Raw genomic sequence first — 25,171 nt, 5'->3', positions numbered from 1 at the left:
TATGCGGCGGTAAAGGCCGCTGTAATCAGTGGCGGCGTTCGACGATATACCGCGCCAGGTCACGCAGCGGCTCGGCTGCCGCGTCGAATGGTCGCAGGGCGGCCAGGGCCTGGTCGCGCAGCTCCAGGGCATAGGCCTTGGCGGCTTCGAGCCCCAGCAGTGACGGATAGGTCGGCTTGTCACGGGCAATATCGGCGCCCTGGCGCTTGCCGAGGGTCGCGGTATCGCTTTCTACGTCGAGAATATCGTCCTGCACCTGGAACGCCAGGCCGATGGCCCGGGCATAGGTCTGCAAGGCGGCCAACTGCGCCGCTTCGGCGCGGCCACTGGCCAGGGCGCCGAGGTGCACGGCAGCCTCGATCAGTGCACCGGTCTTGTGCCGGTGCATATATTCCAGGGCTTGCTGGTCCAGCTTGAGGCCCACCGACCCCAGGTCAATCGCCTGGCCCCCGACCATACCGGCCGGGCCCGCAGCGCTGGCCAACGCGGTGACCATACGCAGGCGGATCTCGGCATTCACGCCGCTCAGGCGCGGATCAAGCAAGGCGCTGAACGCCAGGCTTTGCAGGCCGTCACCCGCGAGGATCGCACAGGCTTCGTCAAAGGCTTTATGGGTGGTGGGCTGGCCGCGCCGCAGATCGTCATCGTCCATGGCCGGCAAATCGTCATGCACCAATGAATAGGCATGAATCAACTCCACCGCACACGCCGCGCCATTGGCTTGCGCGGCGTCCACGCCCAGCGCCTCGCAGGCCGCATAGGCGAGCAAAGGCCGTACGCGCTTGCCGCCGTTCATCACGCTGTAGCGCATGGCTTCATACAGCCTGGCCAGCTCCGGGCTGGGTGCCACAAACAGCGGTTCGAGCGCAGCATTGACCCGGGCCTGACTGCTGGCCTGATAAACGTCGATCATTGCGCTTGTTCCGCGTCGAAAGGTTCTTCGGCCAACTCCCCATCCCGTTCCAGCAACACCTGGACCTTCTGCTCCGCCTGCGCCAGGGCGCTCTGGCAGTCGCGGGTCAGGCCGATACCTTGCTCGAACGCCGTCAACGAGTCTTCCAGCGACAACTCGCCGTTCTCCAGACGCTCGACCAGGGTTTGCAGATCGGCGAGGGATTGTTCGAAATCGAGTGCAACTTTTTTGCGGGCCATGGCGGCTATTCCGGTTGACGGTAAACGGGCGCGACACTAGCAGATAGGGGGGGAGGGGGCAAATGAGGGGCGTTTTTGGCACGCCGGGGTTTTTCAGTCATACAGCCAAGGCTTCAGCTCCTAAGCAGCAGCTCAATGAAATGGTCAGGAAGATGCTGGATGAGCATCAGGACGTGGCCAAACCCGGCGACTTCGAGCTCGATGACATCATACGGCTGCGCGAAGCTAACGGTTTTGCCCAGCAATGGGTTGGCAGCACGACGCGGGAAATCCTGGCAGAAGAGCGCGCCCTGCAAAACAAATGGGGCGACCTGCTGAACTAGCCGATGTGCGCCGTGCCGGTTTCCACCAGACGTGCAAACTGGCACTGACCCTGGGCCTGTTCCAGGCTGCCCTCAAACGCCACCAGCCCTGCATGCACTTGCTGCAGGGCTTGGATCTGCGTCATCAACTCGAGTTTCTTTTGTGCTATCGCCTGGTTGGCGCGCTGCCAAGGCAGTTCATTGCCACGGTACCCGTGAAGAATCCCCTGCAACTCCTTGAGCTTGAAGCCCAACTGCTGCGCGCACTTGATAAACGTCAGCAGCTCAACGCTCTGTGCCGAATACACCCGATACCGCCCCTCGCGTTGCGGCGGTGGTAGTAAGCCGATGTCCTCGTAGTGACGAATCGCCTTGATCGTCGTGCCTGACAACTGCGCGGCTTTACCGATGTACATGCAGGTCCTTTCCTAAAAGAGTGTGCGGGCCTTCTTCAGCCACTTGTCGCGCTGCGCTGCAGTAGAGCCCAGCAGTGGGCCGAACATCAACGTCTTGATCGGCTTGATGCCACAAAACTCAAGGGTGGTCTTGCGCATTTGGTGCAGGCCGGGCATGCGGTAGAACCAGCGGTAATACCACGGTGGCGTATCCATGGTCACCAGCAGGTGGGCGGTGCGGCCCTTCAAGAGCTTGTCGGGGAACGCCTTGCCCTTGCGGTATTTGAAGGCGAAGCCGGCAAGGAAGATCCGATCGATAAACCCCTTCAACAACGCCGGAACACCGCCCCACCAGATGGGGAACACGAACGTCAGATGAGTAGCCCAGAGGATGTCGGATTGGGCGCCGAGCAAGTCGGGCTCCAGGGGGTGGGCCTGGTGATAGGCATGGTGCAGGATCGGGTCGAACGTCAGCTCGCCCAGGCGCAGGAGACGTACCTCATGCCCGGCGTTTCTGGCCGATTGCAGGTAGGTCTCGGCGAGGGCCGAACAGAAGCTGGTGCTGGAGGAGTGGCCGAGGATGACCAGGATGCGCTGAACCACGGGAAAGCCCTTGGGGAAATGATCTTCAGCGTAGGGTCTGCCGTATAGGGGAGAGTCAAGGGCCCTACAAAAAAGCCTGCCGTTCAAGGCAGGCTTGGCGCTGTTGCCCACATCAGTCCGGGAGGCTGGAAAGCGGCGACAGAATATCGCTCCACACCTTGTCCCGCAGATGGGGCAGTTGGCTCTTCTCCAACTCGGTCAGCCCGTAGCCATCCGGGTTCTCCAGCACATCGAAGAATTTGACGATGCGGCAGTTGAAACGCGTGTCATCCAATCTTTCGTTAACGATGTAGATAGGCAGTGCCTTGACGTTGAACAGGCGAGTAACACCCAGGAATTTCCCGATGCTGAATTTGAGGGTGTAGGCCAGTTTTGAGTTACGGCTTTCGGGGTGATAACTGACGAAGTCGCCGAACGCGTAGATCACCAGCGCATCCTGCTTGCCAGGGCGCGGGATAAGTTCTGCGGGCTGGCTGACATGCGCATGGTTGCCAAGGATCGTGTCTACACCGCAGGCAATCACCTTGCGTGCGGCTTCCACGATATTGAGGTGGGGGTACATCTCGAACTCCCAGCCCCAGTGGCAGTAGGCGATGATCCAGTCCGCCCCCTTGGCTTTGGCGCGGGCGACCTGTTTTTCGATCAGTGAGTAGTCGGGCGCCGGGTTTACATCGTTGAAGCGCACCACGTTGGCCAGGTACGCCTTGTCAGGCGATGGGTCGCGGCCATTGAGGTCAAAGGTGTAGGCCAGCAAGGCAACCTTGATGCCGTTTTTCTCCACCACCACCACGTCATCCTGCTCGGCCTGGCTGGCGGCAGTGCCGGCGTAGTAGGCGCCGGAGCGCTTCAGTACATCGAGGGTGGCGAGTACGCCTTGTTCATCCCAGTCCATGGCGTGGTTGGTCGCGGTACTGAAGAAGTTGATTTTCGCCTCGTCACGGAACTTGCGGAACATCGCCTCGGATGTATTCATCTGGGCCGGTTGACCTTTGGCCTGATGGCGTCCCGGTTTTCTGTGGCAGTCAACGGTCGATTCCAGGTTGGCGCTGACGATGTCTGCGCTGCTGTAGAAATCCGTGATGTCGTCGAACAGGTGCGGGGTGTTTTCCGGGGTCAGGACATCGACCGCCAGCAGGTCTCCGGCACATGAAACCGAGACCGAACGCAAAGGGGGGTTGCCGAAGCCTGGGTCTATCGGCGATTGATTCAGGTTGAAGAAGTTGAACGCCTGGGACTCAAACAGCTCCTCCAGCCCGGAGCCTTTCTCGGCCACTTCAAGTTGATTGAACCAGTAGCGGTAAAGCCATTTGAGTTTTTGGAAGGGCTTGCCCGAGATGTCGTACACCCCGGTTTCTGGCTGTGGGTAGTGGAATTGCTCATAAAAGATGTAGCTGGCCAGAAGTACCGCGAGTCGGGTCAGGGCGCGCAGGTCAATGTGCTTGAGAGCCGGCGGGATGATCCCGAACGGCGGGCCTTCGATGATTTCATCGAGGGTGATGCCGGCGCTCAACTTGGCAGGATCGGCCAGCACGGGCTGGATCGCGGCAAACACCTTTTGCGGGCCCTCCTGCGCCACCCAGCCGAACAGCAGTCGGGCGCACTCCTGCTCATCGGGGCTGAGCGTCTCGGTCATCTTCAGCTCGCCCGTGGCTACGCGGCTGAGTGTGGTGACGACCTCATCCTGATGCTGGTCGAGACGGGTCTGGACCTTTTGCATGACCTCTTTTAACGCTTGCACCAAATATGCACTCATCATGAACATCCTCTGTGGTTTGAGTGGGTACCCCACCGATAGTGGGCATTTTTGTCATTCAAGGCGCGTGGCAAGACCGCGCAGGGTCAGCGCAGTCACTTCTCGGGCTTGTTCCAGGACCCGGCGCTTCCAGAGTTCGGTGTCGATGTAGAAGGCATCGCGCAACTGGCGCTTGATCTGCACCCGTCGGGCTTGTGCCGTATCCGGATGGGCGTGCAGCCAGTGATCGGCACGTAGAGCTTCAAGTACCCGTGGCCCTGGCTGGGTGCCGTATTCCAGGGTCAAGCCGTTGTATTGCGCGTGCGGGCATTCCTCCATCACGGCCAGATCCAGGGTGCCATTGAGCATGGCCGACGAGGAGGTTCCGTCTGCGCTGGCCGTGACCTGCGCGCCCCACCAGCTTCGTGCCCGCGCAATATCGTTGGGGTGGTTGAGCCCTTTATAGATCCGCTCACCCACGCCACACGGGCCTAGCCCGGTGTGCACATCGATCCAGCCGATGCGCCGGCAGTGGTTGCCCAGGCGACGAATAATCTGGCGTAGTTGCAGGTTGCTCCAGGCGGGGGCCGCGCCTGCGTAAAACAGGCCTTCAGGGTGGCTGTGTTGGCCCCGGGTAATGGCTGACTGCAGGGCTTTGGTGCCATGTCGCAGTGCATATCCGGCCAGGCCCAACGTGCTGAGCAGGGTGGGTGGTTGCCGGCGGGGAAGCAGCAGCGGGGCGAGGGCGCGGTAGTCTGGGTTGTCGGGCAGCGGTTGGTTGAAGTCAATGAAGTTACGATTGAGGTCGATATTGTCTTCGTTGACCCGGCGCAGCCAGGAGAAGCCGTAGGGGTTGATCGCATGCAGGTACAGCACCGCCAGGTCCTGGCGCTGGCAGTGCTCCCCCCACTCGCGGTTGCGCAGGTGATCAACCTGTACGGCCGAGCCGCAGAAGCCTTCCACACCATGTACGCCGCTGCTCAGGACCAGCAGGTTGGTGGCCTTTGGTGAGCCGGCAAATACCACATCCAGGGCCAGTTCCTCGCCATCAATACCCGGTAGTGGGTGAGGATGAGATTGAGCCTCCAGACCCGCATTGGCACAGGCCTGGAGGAATTTTTGCCGAGCTTCGGCGTAGCTTTGTGAAAAGCAGGATAAGTCCATCGGGTGTTCCCTATTGGCAGTCGTGCTGGGCGCCGCGCGCAGCGCTCAAGGTGGTGGGCAATCACTGCGCGGTTTAGGCCGGGCTGGTGGCCTCAAAAGCTGCGCTGGGAGTGCTGGCAAGGAGTTCACGACGACTGCGCTCCGGGTCGATCAGTACCAGGCCCAGCAGGCTGAACACCAGCAGGGCAATGCCGAACAGGCCGATAGCCAGCTCGAAGCCGGTCACCAGGTCGCCGTTCTGCCAGCCAATGGCCTGGCCGACCAGCACTGGCGCGAGCATGCCGGCAGTGGTCAGCAGCGCAATATGGATCGCCAGCATGCTCCCGCGCTGGCGGGCCGGGGCGATGTGGGCAACGATGCTGAAACCGAAGGCCGACAGCAGGTTGAGGAGGATGCTGCCGAGCAGGAAAAACCCCAGGGTCACCGTCAGGCTGGTGCTGGTAAAGCCCATCAGGATGTAGGTGACGGCGGCGACCAGGCACGCCAGCAGCGGCGGCACAACCATCGCCTTGCGCAGGCTGGCGCCGCGTTTCATCGCGCGTTGCGCCAGGCTGGAAACCAGTAAGTTGATAAAGATCACCCCCAGCGTGGTGGCCAGCACCAGGTACCCCGATTGCATCGGGGTCATGCCCAGGCCCCTTTGCAGGTAGGTGGGCAGCCAGCTGTAGAGCAAGGCATTGGGCAGGTAGCTGCAGAACGCGACCAGGGTAATGCAGACAAACGTGCGGTTGAGCAACAGGCGCTTGTAGGGCAGCGTGGGCAGCAGGTCGCCCTGGGTGTCCCGTGTATCGTCATGCTGGCCTTCACGGCCATAACGTTGCCACAGCAGCAGCCACACCAGGCCGACACCGGCCAGCAGCACATAGCCCGTGCGCCAGCCGTACTGCTCGATCAGCTTGGGCAGGGCGACCGCTCCGGCAATCGCGCCGAGCATGATTGCGACCTGGATCAGCGCTGCTGGCAGCACCCGCTCGCGGCTGGTGTACCACTTGAAGCAGGCGTGCTGGGTCACCGCCGTGCCCGGGCCGCAACCGGCACCGAGCAGGATGCGGCTGGCCAGCAGGGTGAAGAAACTGGTGGACAGGGCCGCGAGCAATTGGGCGGTCATCCATACCAGGGCCATGCCGGAGAGAATCCAGCGACTCGGCATACGGTTGGCGAGAAAACCCACCAGTACCCCAGAGATCGAATAAAGAAAAAAGAACGCGCTGCTGATAAAACCGAACTGTGCTGGCGTGAGCTTTAACTCATCAATGATCTGCGGGCCGGCGAAGGCAAAAATGGTCTTGTCCAGCACGCTGATAATCACCACTGTCATCAGCAGGGCAACGACGAGCGGGCGTCGGCTATCGGTAAATGAACTCATGGTTATGGCCTTGTTTTAAGGGGGGCTGCTAGAAGCGAATACCGACACTGGCCTCTAACAGGCTGCGATCTGCCACCAGGTTGTAATCGCCGCCACCGGTGTTCAGGTAGCTGAGATCGAAGGTGTAAGTGCTTTTGTAATCACCCTTCACACCGAGTATTTGCGCGTAGCGGCCTTCGGAAAATACCCCGTCATAGGCATGCCCCTCGATGTCATAGACGAGTGTCAGCGAAGGCGTCAGGTCCAGCCCGGGCAACACATTCCTGTAGTTGATTTCCCCTTTGATACGGGTACCCCAGGCAAACGGCGTGATAAATCCGTCATCCGCACATCTGGCCGCCGGGCCAGTGCACTTCGCCGCTTTGCCGTAGGGCGCGCTGCCAAAACCGGGGCGTCCGTAACGGATCTGGTCGGTGTCGGGCAGGTCATGTACATATTTCAACCCGGCTTCTGCCGATAGCTTCATCGCACCGCCCAGCACTTGGCCAAAAGGGTGGCTGGCGCCGAGATTCAATTGGCTGACGTGGAAGCGGTCGTAGCCGCTTGCCAGGTAGCCCGTCGGGGTTTTGGACAGGTAGCCCATCGGCCCGCTGCCGGCGAGCAGCCCGGCAATAAAGTCAGCGCCGTTCCAGGCGATCGGTTGATTGGGGCGGTAACTGTATTCGGCATAAATCCCGGTGCCACCCGGTAGCCGTGTCTTGAAGTTGAGGGCGTACAGGCGAATGCGGGTTGGGTAGGCGCGTTGATAATAGGCCGCCACTCCAGTGGGTGTTGCCAGCCCCACGTTCGCGGCCGGTGGTGTCAGTACGCCGGGGCCGGTACGCATGACTTGTGTCAGCGCTTCCCGGCTGCTGTAGTCGGCGAAATACAAGCCGAACAACCCGACGTCCTTCCATAAATACTGCAGGCTGGCGCCGTATTGATTGTTGCCTGGGCGATGGTCCGGGCCGCGGGCAACGTGATCCAAGGGGTTGTTGAGGGCCTGGCCGTCAGTGGTCGAGATCGGTCGGCCTGCTATCGCGCTCATCACGCTGCCGTTAAGGATAAATTGGTTGCAGCCGGGTTGGGCGTAGTCGCTGGTCGACAGAAATGTGCCACAGCCAGAGTAGGCACTGGGGCGCAATTCAAACTGATTGAACGCATCCACCGACAGGTTCTCGGTCAGGGCCAGCTTGGCGTACAGGGTCGGCATCGGCACGGTGCGGGCTTCGGCAATCGAGGTGGCGCGGCGTGCGGCGGCCCAGTCAAACGCGTTCACTGCCTGCAAGCCACCGCTGATGGTGGTGGGCGTGACCCAAGGGATCGCCTGGTCGCCCAGGCGCACCAGCAGATCATGCCCGGCGGGCTGGAAATTGCCGTAGACATAGGCGTCGTTGAACACCGCATTGGAGAAGCGCGCCAGGGAATCGAACCCCGAATCACTGAGTGGTTCTCCCGAGCGATAGCCGTTGGGGACGCTGCCATGCCCGACGTCCTGGTGTTTCTGGGTGTAGTCGTACCAACCCTTTGCGCTGACGAAAACCCCGAGGTTACGGTGGCTGAGGTCCGCTTGCAGGTAGGCTTCGGCTGACGTTGAAACCGCATCGCCGCGCTTGTAGTTGAGGTTGCCGTCGTTGAACAGGTTCATACCGTATTCGGCACTGGTCAGGCGGTGGCTCGGGTCGTCCATGCGTCGCACTGTGCCCAGGGCCAAGGCGCCTTTTACCTGCAGGCGGGTGTCTTCATGTTGCCATTGCATGCCATTCCCCAGCCCTGACTTGAGGTCACTGAACACCAGTTCTCCTGCGGTGACTGGAGTGCCGATGCCAGCACTGAGCAAGGCCGTGGCCAACCCTGCCATCACAGGCTTGCCGGTGTTTCTTATTGTTGTTTTCACTGACTGATACCCTTGTTTTTTTCTTTGCGCAGCTCAGGTGTTTTTCAGTCTATCGTCGAAGCGGTCTCGGTAATAAGGCGAGTACCGACAGCGATAAAGCCAATATCGCCAGTAAAAATCCCGGGCAATTGACTGTTAAAAGCCAGGTGAAAAGGCGGTTCGACCCTGTTTTTAAAGGAGCATCACGCAGGCTGGGCGAGCGGTCGGGAGACAGCGTGAAAAGGCAGGGCTAATATCGCCAACAATAAATCCAATATCGCCAGGTAAGCCCATGAATGTCCGCGTCGATTTATTGCATGGCCCGCACAGTCTTACTGGCACGCTGTTTAGCGTGATCGACATGCTGCGCACCTTTAACAGCCTCTGGCAGTTGCGCAACCCGGATAAGCGCGGCGCGTTTTTTCACTGGCGCCTGATCGATGCGGCGGGCAATGAGCTGCCGCTTCCCGACTGGCTGGCGCAAATGCGCCCGCCCAACGCCGGCCGCAAAACCCTGCGGCCCTCGCAGACAGCCCTGTTTGTTCCCGGCGTGCAGATGAAAAGCGTGCCGGACCTGAACCATGTTCTCGATCAATGCACCGCCGAGCTGAACTGCATCGCGCGTTACCACGCCCAAGGGCGCGTGATTGCCGCCAGCTTCAATGGCGCGGTGATGCTCGCGCGTGCAGGCGTCCTGGATGGCCGGCGGGCGACGGTCACCTGGATGATTGCCAATTGGTTCGCGTGCGCCTTTACGAAGGTGCAATTGGCGATGGAAGGCCCGGTGGTGGTCGACGGCCCGGTGTTCACCGCTGGAGCCCCGGCGGCGGTCTGCGATTTGATGGTGGAGTTGATCCGGCACTTCGCCGGCGAAGAAATGGCCCAGGTCGCGACCAATGGCCTGCTTTATCACCCGATGCGCTTTGAACACTCAAGCCTGAATTTCCCCGGCATCTCGGTAAAAACCCGCGACAGTGTGGTGTTCCGCGCCAAGCAGTGGCTGCAACAGCATATTCAGACGCCCTACAGCCTGGACGAGGTCGCCCAGGCCGCGACCGCCAGCCCGCGGACCTTGCTGCGTCACTTCAAAGAGGTGGAGGGCATGACCCCCCTGGATTACCTGCATCGCCTGCGGGTTGAGCGCGCCAAGCAGTTACTGGAAGTGACCCTGATCGACCTGACGGAAGTCATGGAGTACTGCGGTTATCAAGACGCCAGTGCATTTCGGCGCCTGTTTTTGCGCAGTACGGGGCTGACGCCTTCGGAGTATCGGCGGCGCTACACCATGCGCATCTCCAGTCGGCGCTGGCGGGCGGATGAAGCAGGGGAGGATTTGATTGAGGGGTTGGGGCTGGAGCGCCTGTGATGTTCGGCCTCAACTGCCCCGATGGGTCTGCCGATACTCGCCCGGCGGCACACCGGTGCGGCTCTTGAAGGTGCGGTGGAACGAGCGCGGCTCGGTGAAACCCAGGTATTGGGCGATGTCCTGGATCGGCAGGTCGCTGTGCAGCAGGTAGTGCTCGGCCAGTTCCTGGCGCAGGTCGTCGAGGATCTGCTGGTAGGACGTGCCGGCCTGCTGCAACTGGCGTTGCAGGGTGCGCACCGACATGGCGAACTGCTCGGCCACCTGTTCCTTGCGTGGCAGGCCTTCCTTGAGCAACTGGCGCAGGGCGTTTTTCACCCGCAGCGCCAGGGTTGAATCGTCCAGTGAGGCCATCAGGGCCAGGGCATGTTCTTCCAGGGTGCGCAGCAATTGCGCATCGGCCTGGCGCAGGGGCGTTTGCAGGTAGCTCAAGGGCGCCACCAGGGCCGAGCAGGGCTGTTCGAACAACACCGGGCAGCCGAAGAAGTCCTCGTACTGGCTTAGTTGTGCGCCGTCCGGCAGCGGGTGTTCGAGCAACACCTGGCTTGGTGACAGTTCAGTGTCGGCGATCCAGCGGGCATACACCAGCCAGGACGCCAGGACGTTTTCCACCATGTGCCGGCGGATCTGCGGCTGCTGGTGGCGGCAGTTCCAGATCAGTCGCACCTGGTCATGGACCATTTCCGCGCGGCTGGTGCCCATGTCGCCCACCAGTTTTTCGAACGGCATGATGCGGTTCATCGCCTCGCCCAGGGTCGCGCAGTTCATGGTGATGTAGCCGAGCACGCTCCACGAGTTGGGCAACACGAAGCGCGCCGAATTGAGCCCGAACAGCAAGTCCCCGGAATGTTCGCAGAAGTACCCCAGCAGGCGTTCGTGGGCTTCCACGGGCAGGCGCAGGCTGTTGTCGTCCAGTTGGCCGACAGTGATCCCGGCCGCCTCCAGTGCGGGGGCGGTTGCCACGCCGAGCTGTTCGGCATGGCGCAGGTACTTCAGCAGAGGGGGGACGGAGGTAGAGCCGAGTGTCTGCATGATCGGGTTCCTTGCGGGGTGTTGCCGGCGGCAGTGCCTTGCGCGCGTCGATGGCAGGCAAGGTAATTTGAAATCGTGACTAAAGTAAATGCTCCCGTGGATACATCCGGTAATACAGCGATTGACCCAATTGGCTACTCCATCTGTCCCGATGCGACCGTGACAGCGCGCACCGGCTGTTTAGTATGGGGGCACTGAAAATCATAAGATCTGCTGGGAGAAACAGGCATGCGACGCTGGAACGGCTGGGGCGAAGAAACTACGCAGATGGAGATGCCCGCCCATGGGGCCGCGTTTCTGCGCGAGCGATTGGGCGACGGGCACACCCTGCCGGACGCCAGCCTGGACCGCGCCCTGGCCGCGGTGCCCGCGTCGCGCCTGGCGCCCCATCCGCTTTACAGTATCGAGCCCCGGGATCGCCTGATGCATGCCCGCGGCCAGAGCCTGCCGGACTGGCTGGCCCTGCGTGAAGGTGCGCTGGGCCGGTACCCGGACGCCGTGGCCCTGCCGGAAACTGTCGAGCAGATCCGCCAGCTGCTGGCCCTGGCCGACAGTGCCGACCTGTGCCTGATTCCCTATGGCGGCGGCACCTCAGTGGCCGGGCATATCAACCCGCCGGCATCCACGCGCCCGGTGCTGACGGTGTCCCTGGCCCACATGAACCGCCTGCTCGACCTCGACGAACAAAGCCTGATCGCTACCTTTGGCCCCGGTGCCAGTGGGCCCCAGGTGGAGAGCCAACTGCGTGCCAAAGGCTACACCCTGGGGCACTTCCCGCAGTCCTGGGAGCTGTCGACCCTGGGCGGCTGGGTGGCCAGCCGCTCGAGTGGCCAGCAATCGCTGCGCTATGGGCGGATCGAGCAACTGTTTGCCGGCGGCACCCTGGAGACTTTCGCCGGGCCCCTGGAAATCCCGAGCTTCCCGGCCTCGGCCGCGGGCCCCGACCTGCGGGAAGTGGTGCTGGGCAGTGAAGGGCGGTTCGGCATCATCTCCAAGGTCAAGGTCCGGGTCAGCGCGTTGCCCGAGGACGAGCGCTTCTACGGCGTATTCCTGCCAGATTGGCCCAAGGCCCTGCAGGCGATCCGCCAACTGGTGCAGGCCCGGGTGCCGCTGTCGATGCTGCGCCTGTCCAATGCCATGGAAACCCAGACCCAACTAGCGCTGGCCGGCCATCCCCATCAAATCGCCTGGCTGGAACGCTACCTGGCGCTGCGCGGCGCGGGCGAAGGCAAATGCCTGCTGACCTTTGGGGTCACCGGCAATCGTCGGCAGAATGCCTTGTCGTTGCGCCAGGCGCGCCAGCACCTCAAGGCTTTTGGCGGGGTGTTTACCGGCACCCTGCTGGGCAAGAAGTGGCAACAGAACCGCTTTCGCTTCCCCTACCTGCGGGAGAACCTCTGGAATGCCGGCTACGTGGTCGACACCCTGGAGACCGCGACCGACTGGTGCCATGTCGACGCCCTGCTGCACGCGATCGAGGCCAGCCTGCGCGACTGCCTGGCGGCCGAGGGCGAGCGCGTCCATGTGTTCACCCACCTGTCCCATGTCTATGGCGAAGGTTCGAGCATCTACACCAGCTATGTGTTCCGCCCGGCGGCGGACTACCCGGCCACCCTGGAGCGCTGGAAAGCCCTCAAGCAGGTGGCCAGCCGCACCATCGTCGAAAACCACGGCACCATCAGCCATCAGCATGGCGTGGGCAAGGACCACGCGCCTTACCTGCCGAGGGAGAAGGGCGAATTGGCGATGGCTGCGTTGCACAGCCTGAGCCGGCATTTCGATCCGGCCGGGCGTCTGAACCCCGGCACCCTGCTGGAAGACTAGGCCCATGAGCGATGACTGGAATGCCCAATGGCGCGAGGCCGTGTTGCCGCAACTGGCGCGTGAACCCTGGGACTTGATTGTGATTGGCGGCGGCATCAGCGGCGCCGGGATCCTGCGCGAGGCGGCCCGGCGCGGCTGGCGCTGCCTGCTGCTGGAGCAACGGGATTTTGCCTGGGGCACCTCCAGCCGTTCTTCAAAAATGGTCCATGGCGGCCTGCGCTACATCGCCAAGGGCCAGTGGCGCCTGGCGCGCGATTCGGTACGCGAGCGCCAGCGCCTGATGGGCGAAGCACCGGGGTTGGTGGAACCCCTGAGTTTTTTGATGCCGCACTATCGTGGCGGGTTTCCCGGGCCGCGGGTGTTCGGCGGCTTGCTGCGGGTGTATGACGCCCTGGCCGGTTGCCGCAGCCGGCAGTTCCACCGGCCTGCGCAACTGCGCTACTTGGCGCCGGGGCTGATGGAGCCGGGGCTGCTGGGGGCATCGCAGTTTCGCGATGCGCTGACCGACGATGCGCGCCTGGTCATGCGCGTGTTGGCCGAGGCCCGCGCGGATGGCGCCTGGGCGCTCAATGGCCTACGGGTGCGCCAGTTGCTGCGCGAGGACGGGCGGGTGTGTGGGGTCGAGGTCGAGGACGCGCAAGGCGGCGCCGTTATGCAAGTGCGTTGCGCGGTGCTGGCGGTCGCCACCGGCGCCTGGGCTGAGCGCCTGCAGCCGGGCGGCGGGCAGCGGCAGTTGCGGCCCTTGCGTGGCAGCCACTTGTTGTTGCCGGGCTGGCGCTTGCCGGTGGCCCATGCCTTCAGTTTTATGCATCGGCGCGACGGTCGCCCGGTGTTCGTCTTTCCCTGGGAAGGGGCCACCGTGGTGGGCACCACCGACCTGGATCATCGCGAGGACCTGGACCTCGAGGCGAGCATTACCCGTGAAGAACTCGACTACCTGTTGGAGGCTTGCGCCCAGCCATTTCCACAGGCCGAGGTGACGGCGGCGGACGTGCTGTGCACCTGGTCCGGGGTGCGCCCGGTGGTGGGCGCCGCCGATTCCCAGGCCAAACCCTCCAATGAAACCCGCGAACATGTGCTGTGGCAGGAACCGGGCTGCGTGACCCTGGCGGGGGGCAAGCTGACCACCTTCAGGCCCCAGGCCATCGAGGTGCTGCGGGCCTGTGCCGGGATGCTCGGGAAGACCCTGGAGGATGACGGCGCGCCAGTGTTCCAGGCCGTGTCGCGGCAGGCGATCCCCGGGCTGAGCGATGCCGGCAGGCGGCGCCTGGCCGGGCGCCATGGCCGCGATCTGCCCCGCCTGGCCAGCCTGATACATAGTCTGGGCAGCGAGTGTGTCGGCGCCAGCGATACCCTGTGGGCAGAGCTGGCCTTTGCTGCCGAGGCCGAGATGGTCCTGCACCTGGACGACCTGTTGTTGCGGCGCACCCGTCTCGGCCTGCTCCTGCCCCGCGGCGCCGCCCACTACCTGCCAGACATCCGTCGGCTATGTCAGCCGCGCCTGGGCTGGGACGACGCGCGCTGGGAACAGGAACAGCAGCGCTACCTGCAACTCTGGCAACGCCATCACAGCGTCCCGTCCGCCTCGATCTGAAGAGCGCGTCATGAATAAAGAGAGCTTCGTGGATAACAATTCCCCCGACAAACACTATGTACTGGCGATCGACAACGGCACCCAGAGTGTCCGCGCGCTGTTGTTCGACCTGCAGGGCAACCTGCTGGGCAAAGGCAAGGTCGAGTTGCAGGCCTACTACTCCACGCAGCCTGGCTGGGCCGAGCAGGATCCGGATTACTACTGGCGCAAACTGGGCGAAGCCTGCCAGCAATTGTGGGCGCAGACCGGCATCGACCGCAGCCTGATCCGTGGCGTGTCCCTGACCACCCAGCGCGGCACCTTGATCAATGTCGATGCCCAGGGCCAGGCCTTGCGCCCAGCCATCCTTTGGCTCGACCAGCGCCAGTGCGAGCCGGAGGGCGGGATCAAGGGGCCCTGGGGCTGGCTGTTCAAGTTGATCGGCGCCGAGGCCACGGTGGACTATTTTCGCGCCCAGGCCGAGGCCAACTGGATCGCCCAGCATCAGCCGGATATCTGGGCCGCCACGGACAAGTTCCTGCTGCTCTCGGGCTTTCTCAGCCATCGCCTGACCGGGCGTTTTGTCGACTCGGTGGGGTGCTGCGTGGGCTACTTGCCCTTCGACTTCAAGCACCTGCGCTGGGCCGCGCCCCGGGACTGGAAATGGCAGGCCCTGGCGGTGCGTGCGCAGCAACTGCCGCGCCTGTACAAGCCGGGAGAAGAGTTGGGCCGCATCACCGCCGAGGCCAGCCGCCATACCGGGATCCCCGAGGGCCTGCCACTGATTGCCGCCGGCTCCGACAAGGCCTGCGAAGTGCTCGGTTCCGGCGTGGTGGAGGCGACGACTGCGTGCCTGTCCTACGGCACCACGGCGACCATCACCACTACGCGCTCGCGCTACCTGGAGATAGTCCCGCTGATCCCGCCGTATCCGGCGGCAATCCCCGATCATTACAACTGCGAGGTGATGATCTATCGCGGCTACTGGATGGTCAGTTGGTTCAAGAACGAGTTCGGCCTGCGGGAAATGCAGCAGGCCCGGGAGCAGGGCCTGGAGCCGGAGCAGCTGTTCGATGCGCTGGTCAACGCGGTGCCGCCCGGCTCCATGGGCCTGACCCTGCAACCCTACTGGTCGCCGGGCATCCGCGAGCCGGGTGTAGAGGCCAAGGGCGCGATGATCGGCTTTGGCGACGTGCACACCCGGGCCCATATCTACCGGGCGATCCTCGAGGGCCTGGCCTATGCCCTGCGCCAGGGCAAGGAGCGTATCGAGCGCCGTTCGAAACTGTCGATCAAGCGCTTGCGCGTGGCCGGTGGCGGTTCCCAGAGCGATGCGGCGATGCAACTGACCGCCGATATCTTCGGCCTGCCCGCCGAGCGCCCGCATGTCTACGAGGCCTCCGGACTGGGGGCGGCGATTGCCTGTGCGGTGGGGCTTGGGCTGTACGCGGACTTCGATACCGCCATCGCGGCCATGACCCGTACCGCCGAGGTGTTCATGCCCCAGCCCGAGGCGCAACAGATGTACGACCGCTTGTACCGGGAGGTCTACCTGCACATGTATCGCCAGCTCAAGCCGCTGTACCAGAGTATTCGCGAGATTACCGGCTACCCGGCGTAGACCCAGGCTGTATGGCGCTATTGGAGAGTCTTTTTGGCAAGATCGGACAGTGTCGGGGGGTACCCGGATTGTTAGGCTGAACGCATCTACAACAAGAGCGTAAAGCCATGAAGTTGCCGTCGTTGCTGCTGTGCCTGGGGCTGTGCAGTCTGTCGCCCTTGGCCGGTGCATGGTCCAATCACAGCGTGGGCAGCTACCTGGCCTTGCGGGATTTGCCCGCCTTGCGCGAGGCGCCCGAGGTGGCGGTCGAGTCCCTCGAGCAGTTTGTGTCCGAGCAGTATCCAGGCCTGGTGGCTTTGCTGGACGAGCAGGAGAACTTCGCCCGCAGCCACTTCCCCGACTATCCGCCGCGCCCCGACAACCTGCGCCTGGCGCCGCAACCTGGGGCCGATCTGCGCCGGGACTTGCTCATGGCCCTGCGGGTCAACCCGCAGATCCACCTGGCCCAGGTGATCCAGCCCATGCCCGGCGAGGACCTGGCGGGGCGCCCGCAGCTCAAGGCCGCCGAAGTGATGGTCGAGCAAACGCTTTCGCCGTGGAATCGCCAGCGCTTCATTCAACTGCAGCCGGGGCAGCAGGTCGCGCCACTGGCCGTGCTGGCGACCGCTGCGGACGAGCCGGACTACGGTCACGATATCAATCTGTTCAGCGATAACCCGGGGGCCGTCGGCGCGTTGTATGGCTTCGGCGTGCAGTCGTTTGGCGATGCGCGTTTCCAGTACAGCTCCCAGGCGCCGTTTCATATGGGCTTCTTCCACGAGAGCGCGGTGGTCTACGTCGCGGCGCCCTTCCTGCTGCGCAACTGGCCGGACTGGCGGGCCTACCAGTACTTCGGCCTGGCGCGTTTTGCCTTCGCCAATGGCCATCCCTACTGGGGCTATCGCTTCCTGGGCTGGGGCATGCACTACCTGCAGGACCTGACCCAGCCGTATCACGCCACGACCCTGCCGGGCGATGACCTGACCAGCATGCTGCTGATGGAGGGCAAGGCCCTGGCTGGCTATGACAGTGACAAGCGGGCGGCGATCGAACGTGTCGCCACGCGCCACAACGAGGTGGAGCGCTACCAGTTCGCCTGGCTGCGCCACCTGCTGCTGACGGGGGCGAGCAACCCGATGCTGACGGCCTATGCCGACGCCTCCCGGGACGCCGATTACCCGGCTTATTCGACCGATTACCTGCGCCAGGTAGTCAGCGCCGAGGCGGATGCCCAGGCGGTGGCGTTCGACGAGGCCATCGGCCAGTGGCTGGCGACGCCCGGGGCGACCCAGAGCTTCAGTGCCGGCAACCAATTGCCCGCCGAACGCTACGACCATGCCCAGCTCAACGAACAGTTGGTGCAGTTGCTGCGCCACTTTGGCGCCCACAGTCGCAACTACGTCAGGGCCGGCCTCGACCGCCCGGCGCCGTGACAACAGACATCGCAGTGCAATAACAACAAAAAAGTTGCAGGGGAGAGACGGCAATGAGCACCACAGTGCGCGCGCAAGGCTCGGGATCCGAGGGTAAATGGTCCATTAAATCCACGGGGGCGGGCGTCGGCCTGGTGGGCCTGCTGCAACTGTGCAGCGGCGGGGACGTGCAGGCCATGGAGTTCAGTGTGCTGGACAACCAGGTCACCGGCTCGTTCGACAGCACCCTGTCGTATGGGCGCCTGTGGCGGGTCCAGGGGCGTGACAAGGGCAACGATGACGTCAACACCAACGACGGCAATCGCAACTTCGATACCGGGCTGGTTTCCGAGGTGTACAAGATCACTTCGGAGCTGGAGGCCAACTATCAGAACTACGGGCTGTTCGTACGTGGCACGGGGTTCTATGACACCCAGATCATGGACAAGCGCAACGACTACTACCGCAACAACAACCCGTCGCAACCCAGCCAGAGCCATCCCCAGGATGACCACTTCACCGACCAGACCCGCGACATCGCCGGTAGCCGCGTGGAGATCCTCGACTCCTACATCTATGGCAACTGGGACGTGGGCCAGATGCCCCTGACCGCGCGTCTGGGGCGCCAGGTGTTCAACTGGGGCGAGGGCATTTTCTATCGCGGCGGGGTCAACACCACCAACCCGGTGGACGCGGCCAAGTACCGGCTGCCGGGCGCGGAGGTCAAGGAAGTGCTGATGCCGGTGGAAGCCATCAGCTTCAATATCGGCTTGAGCGACAACCTGTCGATGGAGAGTTTCTACCAGTGGAACTGGAAGGAGACCCGCATCGATCCGGTCGGCACCTTCTATTCCCAGAGCGACCTGTTCGCCGATGGCGGCCGCACGGGCTACAACAACTTCACCGGCAGCGCCCTCGACACCCCGACGCCCATCGGCGGCAACGTCATCGGGTTATACGACGCCCTGGGCAACAACCCGATGCTCGGCGGCATGCTGCGCAGTACCGGACTGTATGCCAACGGCATGACCCCGGCCTACGGCAACACCCTCAAGGTGGCGTCCATCGGCAAGGACTACAACGCGCGCAACGATGGCCAGTACGGCTTTGCCTTCCGCTACATCGCCGAGGAACTCAACAGCACCGAGTTCGGCCTGTACCTGGTCAACTACCACGCCAAGGAGCCGACCATTGCCGCTGACCTGGCGGGCTACAAAGGCATCGACATGGCAGCGCTGACCAGCATGCTGTCGTCGGTGGCCGGCAGCCAGGCGGCGGCCTTGGCCAATGGCCTGGCGACGGTGGACGTGATGGGCAATATCCAGGCGCACCGACGCTATGCCGAAGATATCCGCATGTACGGCTTCAGCTTCAACACCACCCTGGGCAAGGCCTCGGTGTTTGGCGAGCTGGCCTACCGGCCGAACCTGCCCATCGGCGTCGCCGCCACCAACGACCTGATCGGCGACCTGGCCAATGGTGCCGGCGCGGCGGCGGGCGGGCAGTACATCAATGTCGGCGGGCAGATGGTCAACCTCAACAGCCAGATCGACAACTCCGAGCGCGTCGAGGCCTTCAACACCTCCTTGGGCAGCATCTACAACTTCGGTCCGGGCCTGAGCTTCGACTCGCTGTTTGGCGTGTTCGAACTGGCCTCCGAGCACCTGCGTGGCAGCAGCCTGAAGTACCAGGCCTACGATGGCAGCACCCGCTACTACGCGGGCAGCGGCAACACCTCCTATGTGTCTGGTGGTGAGCGCGATGACCAGGTCAGCCGTGATTCCTACAGCTATACGGTGATGTTCAACGGTACCTGGAACGACGTGTACGCCGGGGTCAACCTGTCGCCCTACGTGGTCTACAAGGACGACTTCAAGGGCAACTCCTATCAGGCCGGCAACTACATCGAGGGACGCAAGGCCTACACCCTGGGGCTCAAGGCCAACTACCAGAACAAGCTGGAAGCCGAGCTGCAATACACCGAGTTCTTTGGTGGCGGCCAGAACAACGTGATCCGCGACCGCGACAACATCGGTTTCAACCTCAAGTACTTCCTGTAAGCCGCTGCCGTGCTGCGGCGCGAGGGCGGCTGCCCGCCCTCGTTTTTTTGGAGATTAGCCATGTTCCACACACCTCGAATGCTCACCGCCAGCCTGGCCCTGGCCCTCGGCCTGGCCGCTGGCAACGCGCTTGCTGCGCTCTCGCCTCAAGACGCACAACAGCTCAAGACCCAGCTCACCCCGTTCGGCGCCGAGCGCGCGGGCAATGCCGCCGGCACCATCCCGACCTGGGAAGGCGGGATCACCCAGGCACCCAAGGGCTATGAAAAGGGCAAGCACCATGTCGATCCCTTTGCCGGCGACAAGCCGCTGTTCACCATCACCAAGGCCAACCTGGAACAGTACAAGGCCAACCTGACGGCGGGCGAGATCGCCTTGTTCAACAGCTACCCCGACACCTTCCAGATGCCCATCTACCCAAGCCGTCGTTCCGGCTCGGCACCCCAGTGGGTGTATGACAACACCTTCAAGAACGCCACCAGCGCCAAGCTGCTGGACGGTGGCACCGGCTTCGCCGACGCCTTTGGCGGCGTGCCGTTCCCCATTCCACAAAGCGGTGTCGAGGCACTGTGGAACCACATCACCCGCTACCGTGGCACCTACGTGGTCCGCCGCGCCTCGGAAGCGCCCGTGCAACGCAATGGCAGCTTTGCCCTGGTGACGGCGCAGCAGGAAGGGCTGTTCAACTACTATCGCCAGGGTGGGCAGTACGCCGACCTGAAGAACATCCTGTTCTACTACCTGACCTTCGTAAAAAGCCCGGCCCGCCTGGCCGGTGGCGCGACCCTGGTACACGAGACCCTCGACCAGATCAAAGACGCGCGCCAAGCCTGGATCTACGACGCCGGCCAACGCCGCGTACGCCGCGCGCCGAACCTGGCCTACGACACACCGATCTCATCCTCCGATGGCCTGCGCACGGCGGACGACACCGACATGTTCAACGGCTCGCCGGATCGCTACGACTGGAAACTGCTGGGCAAGAAGGAAATCTACATCCCCTACAACAACTACAAAGTCGCCAGCGCCGACGTGAAATACGCCGACCTGCTCAAGGTCGGCCACCTCAACCCGCAATACACCCGCTACGAACTGCACCGCGTGTGGGTCGTCGAAGGCACCCTGAAACCGACGGCGCGTCACCTGTACTCCAAACGCGTGCTGTACCTCGACGAAGACAGCTGGGGCGCAGCAGTGGTTGATCAGTACGACGGCCGTGGCGAACTGTGGCGGGTGTCGATGGCTTACTTGAAGAACTTCTACGACTTGCCGACTACCTGGAGTGCACTGGATGTATTCCACGACCTGCAGGCGCGACGGTACTACGTGCAGAACCTGGATAACGAAGAACCGCAGACGGTGGATTTTGGCCAGGCGATTCCTGAGGATTCGTACTTTATGCCGTCGGCGTTGCGGTTGCGGGGTACTCGGTAGGGCTGTTGTTATTGCTTAGTTTGCGAGAGCTGCACGTTAGGGTGCGGCTCTTGGCTTTTGGTCGCAAGCCTTGCGTGAGTAGTTGGGCTGATGGGGGGCTTTTAGATGGGATTAGATTGTTTTGGGTAATTAAAAAGCCGGCTTGTGGCCGGCTTCTCGGGGACTGGTTAAGTCTATTTTTGGTAAACCTCACCAGCCTTCAATCGTTCACTCAAGCGCTCGCCCAAGTGATAAAAGGGGCATCAGCGGGAACTCCTCCGCATCGCCGGGCAGGGTGTGTCGACGCTACGCCAACCCCTGCCAAATGTGCCGCGCATGATACTGACACTCCTCTCAGTTTTCCAGCGTCTGGTCTGATTTAGAGCTGTCGTAGCCGATCAAGTGCTCGTCCAGCGGGACCGGTGGGCGGCGGTTGTTGAGGGTGGACCACCAGAAGACCCAGCCCAGGATCTGTAGGTTTTGCTCGAAGCGTTGGTCGTAGGTCAGGAGTTCGTCGGGGTGTTCGTTGCTGTTGTGGCTGCGCATGCGCAGGCCGCCGCCGGGGCGGTTGTAGAGGTATTTGATACGGAGCATGCCGTCGTGTTCGAGGGCGTAGATTTCGCCGTCGATGATTTGGGTGCGGCCGCGGTCAATGGCCAGGGTGGCGCCGTCCTGGATGATGTCGATCATGCTGTTGCCGACCATGTAGGCCCCCAAGGCGCGGTCGGCGGTGACGTTGAGTTGTTCCAGGGTGCGCAGGGAGAGGCGTAGGCTTTCCTGGGTGTTGAAGGAGGCGTGGAGGGGGATTTCCACGTCGATTTTTTCCGGGCCGCTGCTGGGGCCGCAGCGGTAGTGGCCGCAGTCTTCGCGGGCGGTAGCGCTGTTTGCGTGGTTGGGGCCTTCCAACTGGAGGTTGGTCGGCGGGTATTTAGGGCCTTCGCCGGTGCGCAGCCAGCGGCTGGTGACAGACAGCAGTTCTGCTATTTCGTCGAGCCGGGCCATGGGCACGCCGCGCTTGAACCAGTTGTTCACGTGCTGGGGCGTGACGTCGCGATTCTTGGCGAAGTCGGATGCGGAAAGATGAACTTCCCGAAGTAACGTTCTTAAGCGATCACCTGATGTATTCATAAACGCAGAGTTTACTGGCCGGAAAATAAGATCAAATAAACTATGTGTTGAGTTGGTGTATGTAGGTATTTCCTTATTGGAAGTAAAGTCGCACTCCAACTTGATAAAGTTAAACGGTAGTTGTGTATTTGTTTATCTAATTGAACTTGTCGTTTAAATTTTCCCACAAAAAAAGCCCCGAATGATCGGGGCTTTTTTGACTGCCTGGGCAATGAGTCGTGGTATCAGCCTTTGTAGGCGGCTACCGACTTCATGATCTCGGCACGGGCGGCGTCTGCGTTGCCCCAACCGTCGATCTTCACCCATTTGCCTTTTTCGAGGTCTTTGTAGTTCTCGAAGAAGTGCTTGATCTGTTCCAGCAGCAGTGGCGGCAGGTCGGTGTATTCCTTCACGTCGACATACAGCTGGGACAGCTTGTCGTGTGGCACTGCGATAACTTTGGCATCGCCGCCGCCGTCGTCGGTCATGTTCAGGATGCCTACCGGGCGGGCGCGGATGACCGAGCCTGGGGTGACCGGGTAAGGGGTCACGACCAGCACGTCGAGGGGGTCGCCGTCGTCAGCCAGGGTGTTGGGGATAAAACCGTAGTTGGCCGGGTAGAACATCGGGGTGGCCATGAAACGGTCAACGAACAGGCAGTCGCTGTCTTTGTCGATTTCGTATTTGATCGGCGCGTGGTTGGCCGGAATCTCGATGGCGACGTAGATGTCGTTCGGCAGGTCTTTGCCAGCCGGAATCTTGCTGTAGCTCATTGGGCGTTGCCCCCGTAGTTGGCCAAGTAAATTGGCCGGATTGGCCTAAAAGTGGCGGCGATTATAGGCATATTCCTGCGCCGATGCCACGCGCCAGACGTCGTACGGTACTTAGCCTTCAGTCTGATAGCGTGGGTCGCTGGCTTGCAGATGTTTGAGGCGGGCCAGTGGATCCTGGCGGTAAAAGTGGCTCAGTTGCTCGTAGACCTGTGGATAACTGTCGGCGAGCAAATCCGGCGCACTGAAAAAATATTCGCTGGTGACCGCAAAAAATTCCGCGGGGTTTTCCGCAGCATACGGATCGATGGCGGTTTCGGCGTCGGGGTTGTGGTCGAGCTGGCGGTTGAGGTCATCAAACGCGCTCTGCATCACGCTGGCCCACTCTTGTACGCGCATGTCGTGGTGCAGCGGCGGTAGGCCGTTGGCGTCGCCATTGAGCATGTCGAGCTTGTGCGCCAACTCGTGGATCACCAGGTTGTAGCCTTCCCAATTGCCGCTGGCCAGTACGCCCGGCCAGGCGAGGATCACCGGGCCTTGCTGCCAGGCTTCGCCGCTGTGTTCACCATCCCATTCATGTTCCACGCCGCTGGCGTCGCGATGGCGCTGGGGGCTGCGAAAGTCATCGGGGTAAAGAATGATTTCATGGAAGCCCTGGTACCACTCCAGGTCGCCCAGGTTCATCAGCGGCAGTTGCGCCTGGGCGGCGAGCAGCAGGCGTTGTTCCTGGTGCAGTTCGACCCCGGGCAGGGCAGTGAGGTGTTTTTCGGCGAGGAACAGCACGCTGGCCTCACGTAACCATTGGTCCTGTTCGGCGTTGATGCCGTCGAGGAAGGTCAGGTGATGGCGCACCCGTTGCCAGGTTTCATCGGCAACCGGGTGCTTGGCCAGGACGCGCCGGCGACGCCAGGCGCTGAGGGACCACATGGCCGATCAGTGCGGCTTGGCTTCGGAGGAGGTGCGGCCAAAACGGCTACGGACCACGCCAATGATCATCGGCACCAGCGACAGCAGGATGATGAACACCACCAGCAGCGACAGGTTTTTCTTGATGAACGGTACGTTACCGAAGAAGTAACCGAGGGTGACCAGGCCACCGACCCACAGAATGGTGCCCAGCACGCTGAAGCCGAAGAAGCGCGGATACGGCATTTTGGCGACACCGGCGACGAATGGCGCGAAGGTGCGCAGGATCGGCAGGAAGCGCGCCAGGGTCACGGTCTTGCCGCCGTGCTTGTCGTAGAAGTCGTGGGTTTTTTGCAGGTAGTCGCGGCGGAAGATTTTCGAGTTGGGGTTGCTGAACAAGCGTTCCCCGGCGGTGCGGCCGATCACGTAGTTGGTGCTGTCACCAAGGATCGCCGCGAGCATCAGCAGGCCGCCCAGCAGGACCGGGTCCATGCCGCCACCCGCAGCTACCGCGCCGGCAATAAACAGCAGGGAATCGCCGGGCAAAAATGGCATGACCACCAGGCCGGTTTCGCAAAAAATCACCAGGAACAGAATGGCGTAGATCCACGGACCGTAATTGGTTACCAGCAAGTCGAGGTAAACGTCGAGATGCAGGATAAGGTCGAGCGGGTTGAAATCCATGGATGGCACCTGTGTGAATGGCCCGACTCAGCGGGCCTGTGCGGAGGCAGCGGGTAATAAGGCTACGCGTGTATGCCGTTTTTCTTACAACCCTAAAAGGTCGGCATTATACGGATTGAATGATGAAAAGCGTGTTGGTTTTGTAGCGGGGGATGTCGCAGCTATTCTGACTAGCACTGATCCAAATGTGGGAGCGGGCTTGCCCGCGATAGCGGCGTGTCAGTGAGAAATACCTCGATTGACCCAGCGCTATCGCGGGCAAGCCCGCTCCCACATTTTTTTTGGTGTTTGGGTGAATGGCTTTTAGTCTTCGCTGATCGGCAATGTGTAGTTCTTGAACTCGGTGTCTTCACGAAAGCCCATGGACTCATAGGTCTTCTGCGCCACGGCGTTATCACTGCTGGTCGACACGCGCAAACGCACGGCATTGGTTTCCTTGGCCATTTTTTTTGCGGTGCGCATCAGGTTGTCGGCCACCAGTTGGCGGCGGGCATCTTCGGCGACGTAGATGTCATTGAGGATCCACACCCGTTTCAACGACAGCGAAGAAAAGCTCGGATACAGCTGGCAAAAGCCCAGCAGTTTGTGGTCGTCGTCATCCGCCAGGGCCAGGTAAATCACCGATTCCTTGCGCCGCAGGCGCTTTTCCAGAAAGGCCCGGGATGAGTCAGGAAAGGGCAGCGCGCCATAGAATTCGCGGTATTTGACGAATAATGGGGTCAACAGGTCCAGGTGTTCCAGAGTCGCTTGAGTAATCCGCATGCTAGGCCTCAACTTCTATAGGAATACGACGGCAAACGGTCCATTACTCGGGCGCCCGCTGCTTGATGCTGCCTAAAGCGGCGAAAAATCGCAATC

The 25,171-nt window shown here is 62.1% G+C and carries 21 protein-coding genes and 1 pseudogene; 8 read left to right on the top strand and 14 right to left on the bottom strand.

The genetic code is table 11. From position 1 onward, the window contains the following. Positions 1–25: 25 nt before the first annotated feature. Together ispA and ACO77H_RS24590 are read right to left on the bottom strand one after the other, a co-directional pair. Entirely contained in the window at positions 26–913 is an 888-nt protein-coding gene (gene ispA, locus ACO77H_RS24595) for a (2E,6E)-farnesyl diphosphate synthase (RefSeq protein WP_172312323.1), read from the bottom strand. Next, the gene (locus tag ACO77H_RS24590; RefSeq protein WP_029299452.1) at positions 910–1,152 is read right to left on the bottom strand and encodes an exodeoxyribonuclease VII small subunit; all 243 of its coding nucleotides are present in this window, start codon (positions 1,150–1,152) and stop codon (positions 910–912) included. The genes ispA and ACO77H_RS24590 overlap by 4 nt, the downstream gene beginning before the upstream one ends. Before the next feature lie 62 nt (positions 1,153–1,214). Here ACO77H_RS24590 and ACO77H_RS24585 point away from each other — a divergent pair, with 62 nt between their 5' ends. Then, positions 1,215–1,475 (top strand): hypothetical protein, encoded by a 261-nt coding sequence (locus ACO77H_RS24585; protein ID WP_432754675.1) that lies wholly within the window; start codon positions 1,215–1,217, stop codon positions 1,473–1,475. Here the strand turns inward: ACO77H_RS24585 and ACO77H_RS24580 are convergent. The 6 genes and pseudogenes from ACO77H_RS24580 to ACO77H_RS24555 all read right to left on the bottom strand — a co-directional run bounded on the left by ACO77H_RS24580 (position 1,472) and on the right by ACO77H_RS24555 (position 8,590). Beyond that, positions 1,472–1,870, bottom strand: a complete 399-nt coding sequence (locus ACO77H_RS24580; RefSeq protein WP_432754674.1) for a MerR family transcriptional regulator — start codon at positions 1,868–1,870, stop codon at positions 1,472–1,474. The two genes, ACO77H_RS24585 and ACO77H_RS24580, sit on opposite strands and share 4 nt — an antisense overlap. Beyond that, positions 1,857–2,452: pseudogene (locus tag ACO77H_RS24575) on the bottom strand (NAD(P)H-dependent oxidoreductase). Before ACO77H_RS24575 ends, ACO77H_RS24580 begins: the two are co-directional and overlap by 14 nt. A 112-nt stretch (positions 2,453–2,564) precedes the next feature. Further along, positions 2,565–4,205, bottom strand: coding sequence for a CapA family protein (locus ACO77H_RS24570; RefSeq protein WP_432754673.1), 1,641 nt, complete (start codon positions 4,203–4,205; stop codon positions 2,565–2,567). A 54-nt stretch (positions 4,206–4,259) separates the two neighbouring features. Beyond that, entirely contained in the window at positions 4,260–5,348 is a 1,089-nt protein-coding gene (locus ACO77H_RS24565; protein ID WP_169951296.1) for a M14 family metallopeptidase, read from the bottom strand. A gap of 73 nt (positions 5,349–5,421) precedes the next feature. After that, complete coding sequence (locus tag ACO77H_RS24560; protein ID WP_169951294.1) at positions 5,422–6,714, bottom strand: MFS transporter; 1,293 nt, start codon at positions 6,712–6,714, stop codon at positions 5,422–5,424. A gap of 28 nt (positions 6,715–6,742) precedes the next feature. Continuing rightward, a complete protein-coding gene (locus ACO77H_RS24555; RefSeq protein ID WP_346266511.1) occupies positions 6,743–8,590 on the bottom strand; it encodes a DUF1302 domain-containing protein in 1,848 nt (615 codons plus the stop codon). A gap of 271 nt (positions 8,591–8,861) precedes the next feature. Between ACO77H_RS24555 and ACO77H_RS24550 the strand changes: the two genes are divergently transcribed. Then, entirely contained in the window at positions 8,862–9,935 is a 1,074-nt protein-coding gene (locus ACO77H_RS24550) for a GlxA family transcriptional regulator (RefSeq protein WP_169951292.1), read from the top strand. Positions 9,936–9,944: 9 nt separating this feature from the next. Here the strand turns inward: ACO77H_RS24550 and gliR are convergent, their stop codons facing one another. Next, on the bottom strand, positions 9,945–10,964 hold the full coding sequence (gene gliR / locus ACO77H_RS24545) for an AraC family transcriptional regulator GliR (protein ID WP_169951290.1): 1,020 nt from the start codon (positions 10,962–10,964) through the stop codon (positions 9,945–9,947). Positions 10,965–11,192: 228 nt separating this feature from the next. Here gliR and ACO77H_RS24540 point away from each other — a divergent pair, with 228 nt between their 5' ends. From ACO77H_RS24540 to ACO77H_RS24515, 6 genes are all read left to right on the top strand, one after another. Then, entirely contained in the window at positions 11,193–12,788 is a 1,596-nt protein-coding gene (locus tag ACO77H_RS24540) for an FAD-binding oxidoreductase (protein ID WP_432754672.1), read from the top strand. 4 nt (positions 12,789–12,792) lie between these two features. Continuing rightward, the gene (locus ACO77H_RS24535; RefSeq protein ID WP_432754671.1) at positions 12,793–14,382 is read left to right on the top strand and encodes a glycerol-3-phosphate dehydrogenase/oxidase; all 1,590 of its coding nucleotides are present in this window, start codon (positions 12,793–12,795) and stop codon (positions 14,380–14,382) included. 10 nt (positions 14,383–14,392) lie between these two features. Then, on the top strand, positions 14,393–15,982 hold the full coding sequence (locus tag ACO77H_RS24530) for an FGGY-family carbohydrate kinase (protein WP_169951285.1): 1,590 nt from the start codon (positions 14,393–14,395) through the stop codon (positions 15,980–15,982). 107 nt (positions 15,983–16,089) lie between these two features. Then, positions 16,090–17,394: a phospholipase gene (locus ACO77H_RS24525; RefSeq protein WP_170041663.1), complete on the top strand. Its 1,305-nt coding sequence runs from the start codon at positions 16,090–16,092 to the stop codon at positions 17,392–17,394. A 53-nt stretch (positions 17,395–17,447) separates the two neighbouring features. Continuing rightward, positions 17,448–19,433, top strand: coding sequence for a DUF1302 domain-containing protein (locus ACO77H_RS24520; RefSeq protein ID WP_170058473.1), 1,986 nt, complete (start codon positions 17,448–17,450; stop codon positions 19,431–19,433). Between the two features lie 60 nt (positions 19,434–19,493). Then, entirely contained in the window at positions 19,494–20,867 is a 1,374-nt protein-coding gene (locus tag ACO77H_RS24515; RefSeq protein WP_169951279.1) for a DUF1329 domain-containing protein, read from the top strand. A 333-nt stretch (positions 20,868–21,200) separates the two neighbouring features. Here ACO77H_RS24515 and ACO77H_RS24510 read toward each other — a convergent pair whose 3' ends face one another. The 5 genes from ACO77H_RS24510 to ACO77H_RS24490 form a co-directional block, all read right to left on the bottom strand. Further along, positions 21,201–21,974: a LexA family transcriptional regulator gene (locus ACO77H_RS24510; protein WP_169951277.1), complete on the bottom strand. Its 774-nt coding sequence runs from the start codon at positions 21,972–21,974 to the stop codon at positions 21,201–21,203. Between the two features lie 224 nt (positions 21,975–22,198). Next, on the bottom strand, positions 22,199–22,726 hold the full coding sequence (gene ppa, locus ACO77H_RS24505; RefSeq protein WP_003176323.1) for an inorganic diphosphatase: 528 nt from the start codon (positions 22,724–22,726) through the stop codon (positions 22,199–22,201). A 111-nt stretch (positions 22,727–22,837) separates the two neighbouring features. Beyond that, positions 22,838–23,650 (bottom strand): zinc-dependent peptidase, encoded by an 813-nt coding sequence (locus ACO77H_RS24500; RefSeq protein WP_169951275.1) that lies wholly within the window; start codon positions 23,648–23,650, stop codon positions 22,838–22,840. A gap of 6 nt (positions 23,651–23,656) precedes the next feature. Then, complete coding sequence (locus ACO77H_RS24495; protein WP_169865984.1) at positions 23,657–24,313, bottom strand: DedA family protein; 657 nt, start codon at positions 24,311–24,313, stop codon at positions 23,657–23,659. A 303-nt stretch (positions 24,314–24,616) separates the two neighbouring features. Beyond that, positions 24,617–25,075 (bottom strand): GNAT family N-acetyltransferase, encoded by a 459-nt coding sequence (locus ACO77H_RS24490; RefSeq protein WP_076964951.1) that lies wholly within the window; start codon positions 25,073–25,075, stop codon positions 24,617–24,619. Between the last annotated feature and the right edge of the window lie 96 nt (positions 25,076–25,171).

Origin of the sequence: Pseudomonas sp. WMBT8 (assembly GCF_050916005.1) — a bacterium.
In the GTDB taxonomy this organism is placed as follows: domain Bacteria; phylum Pseudomonadota; class Gammaproteobacteria; order Pseudomonadales; family Pseudomonadaceae; genus Aquipseudomonas.
Note: the sequence above shows the minus strand (reverse complement) of the source record. Positions and strands in the feature narration are given on the sequence as shown.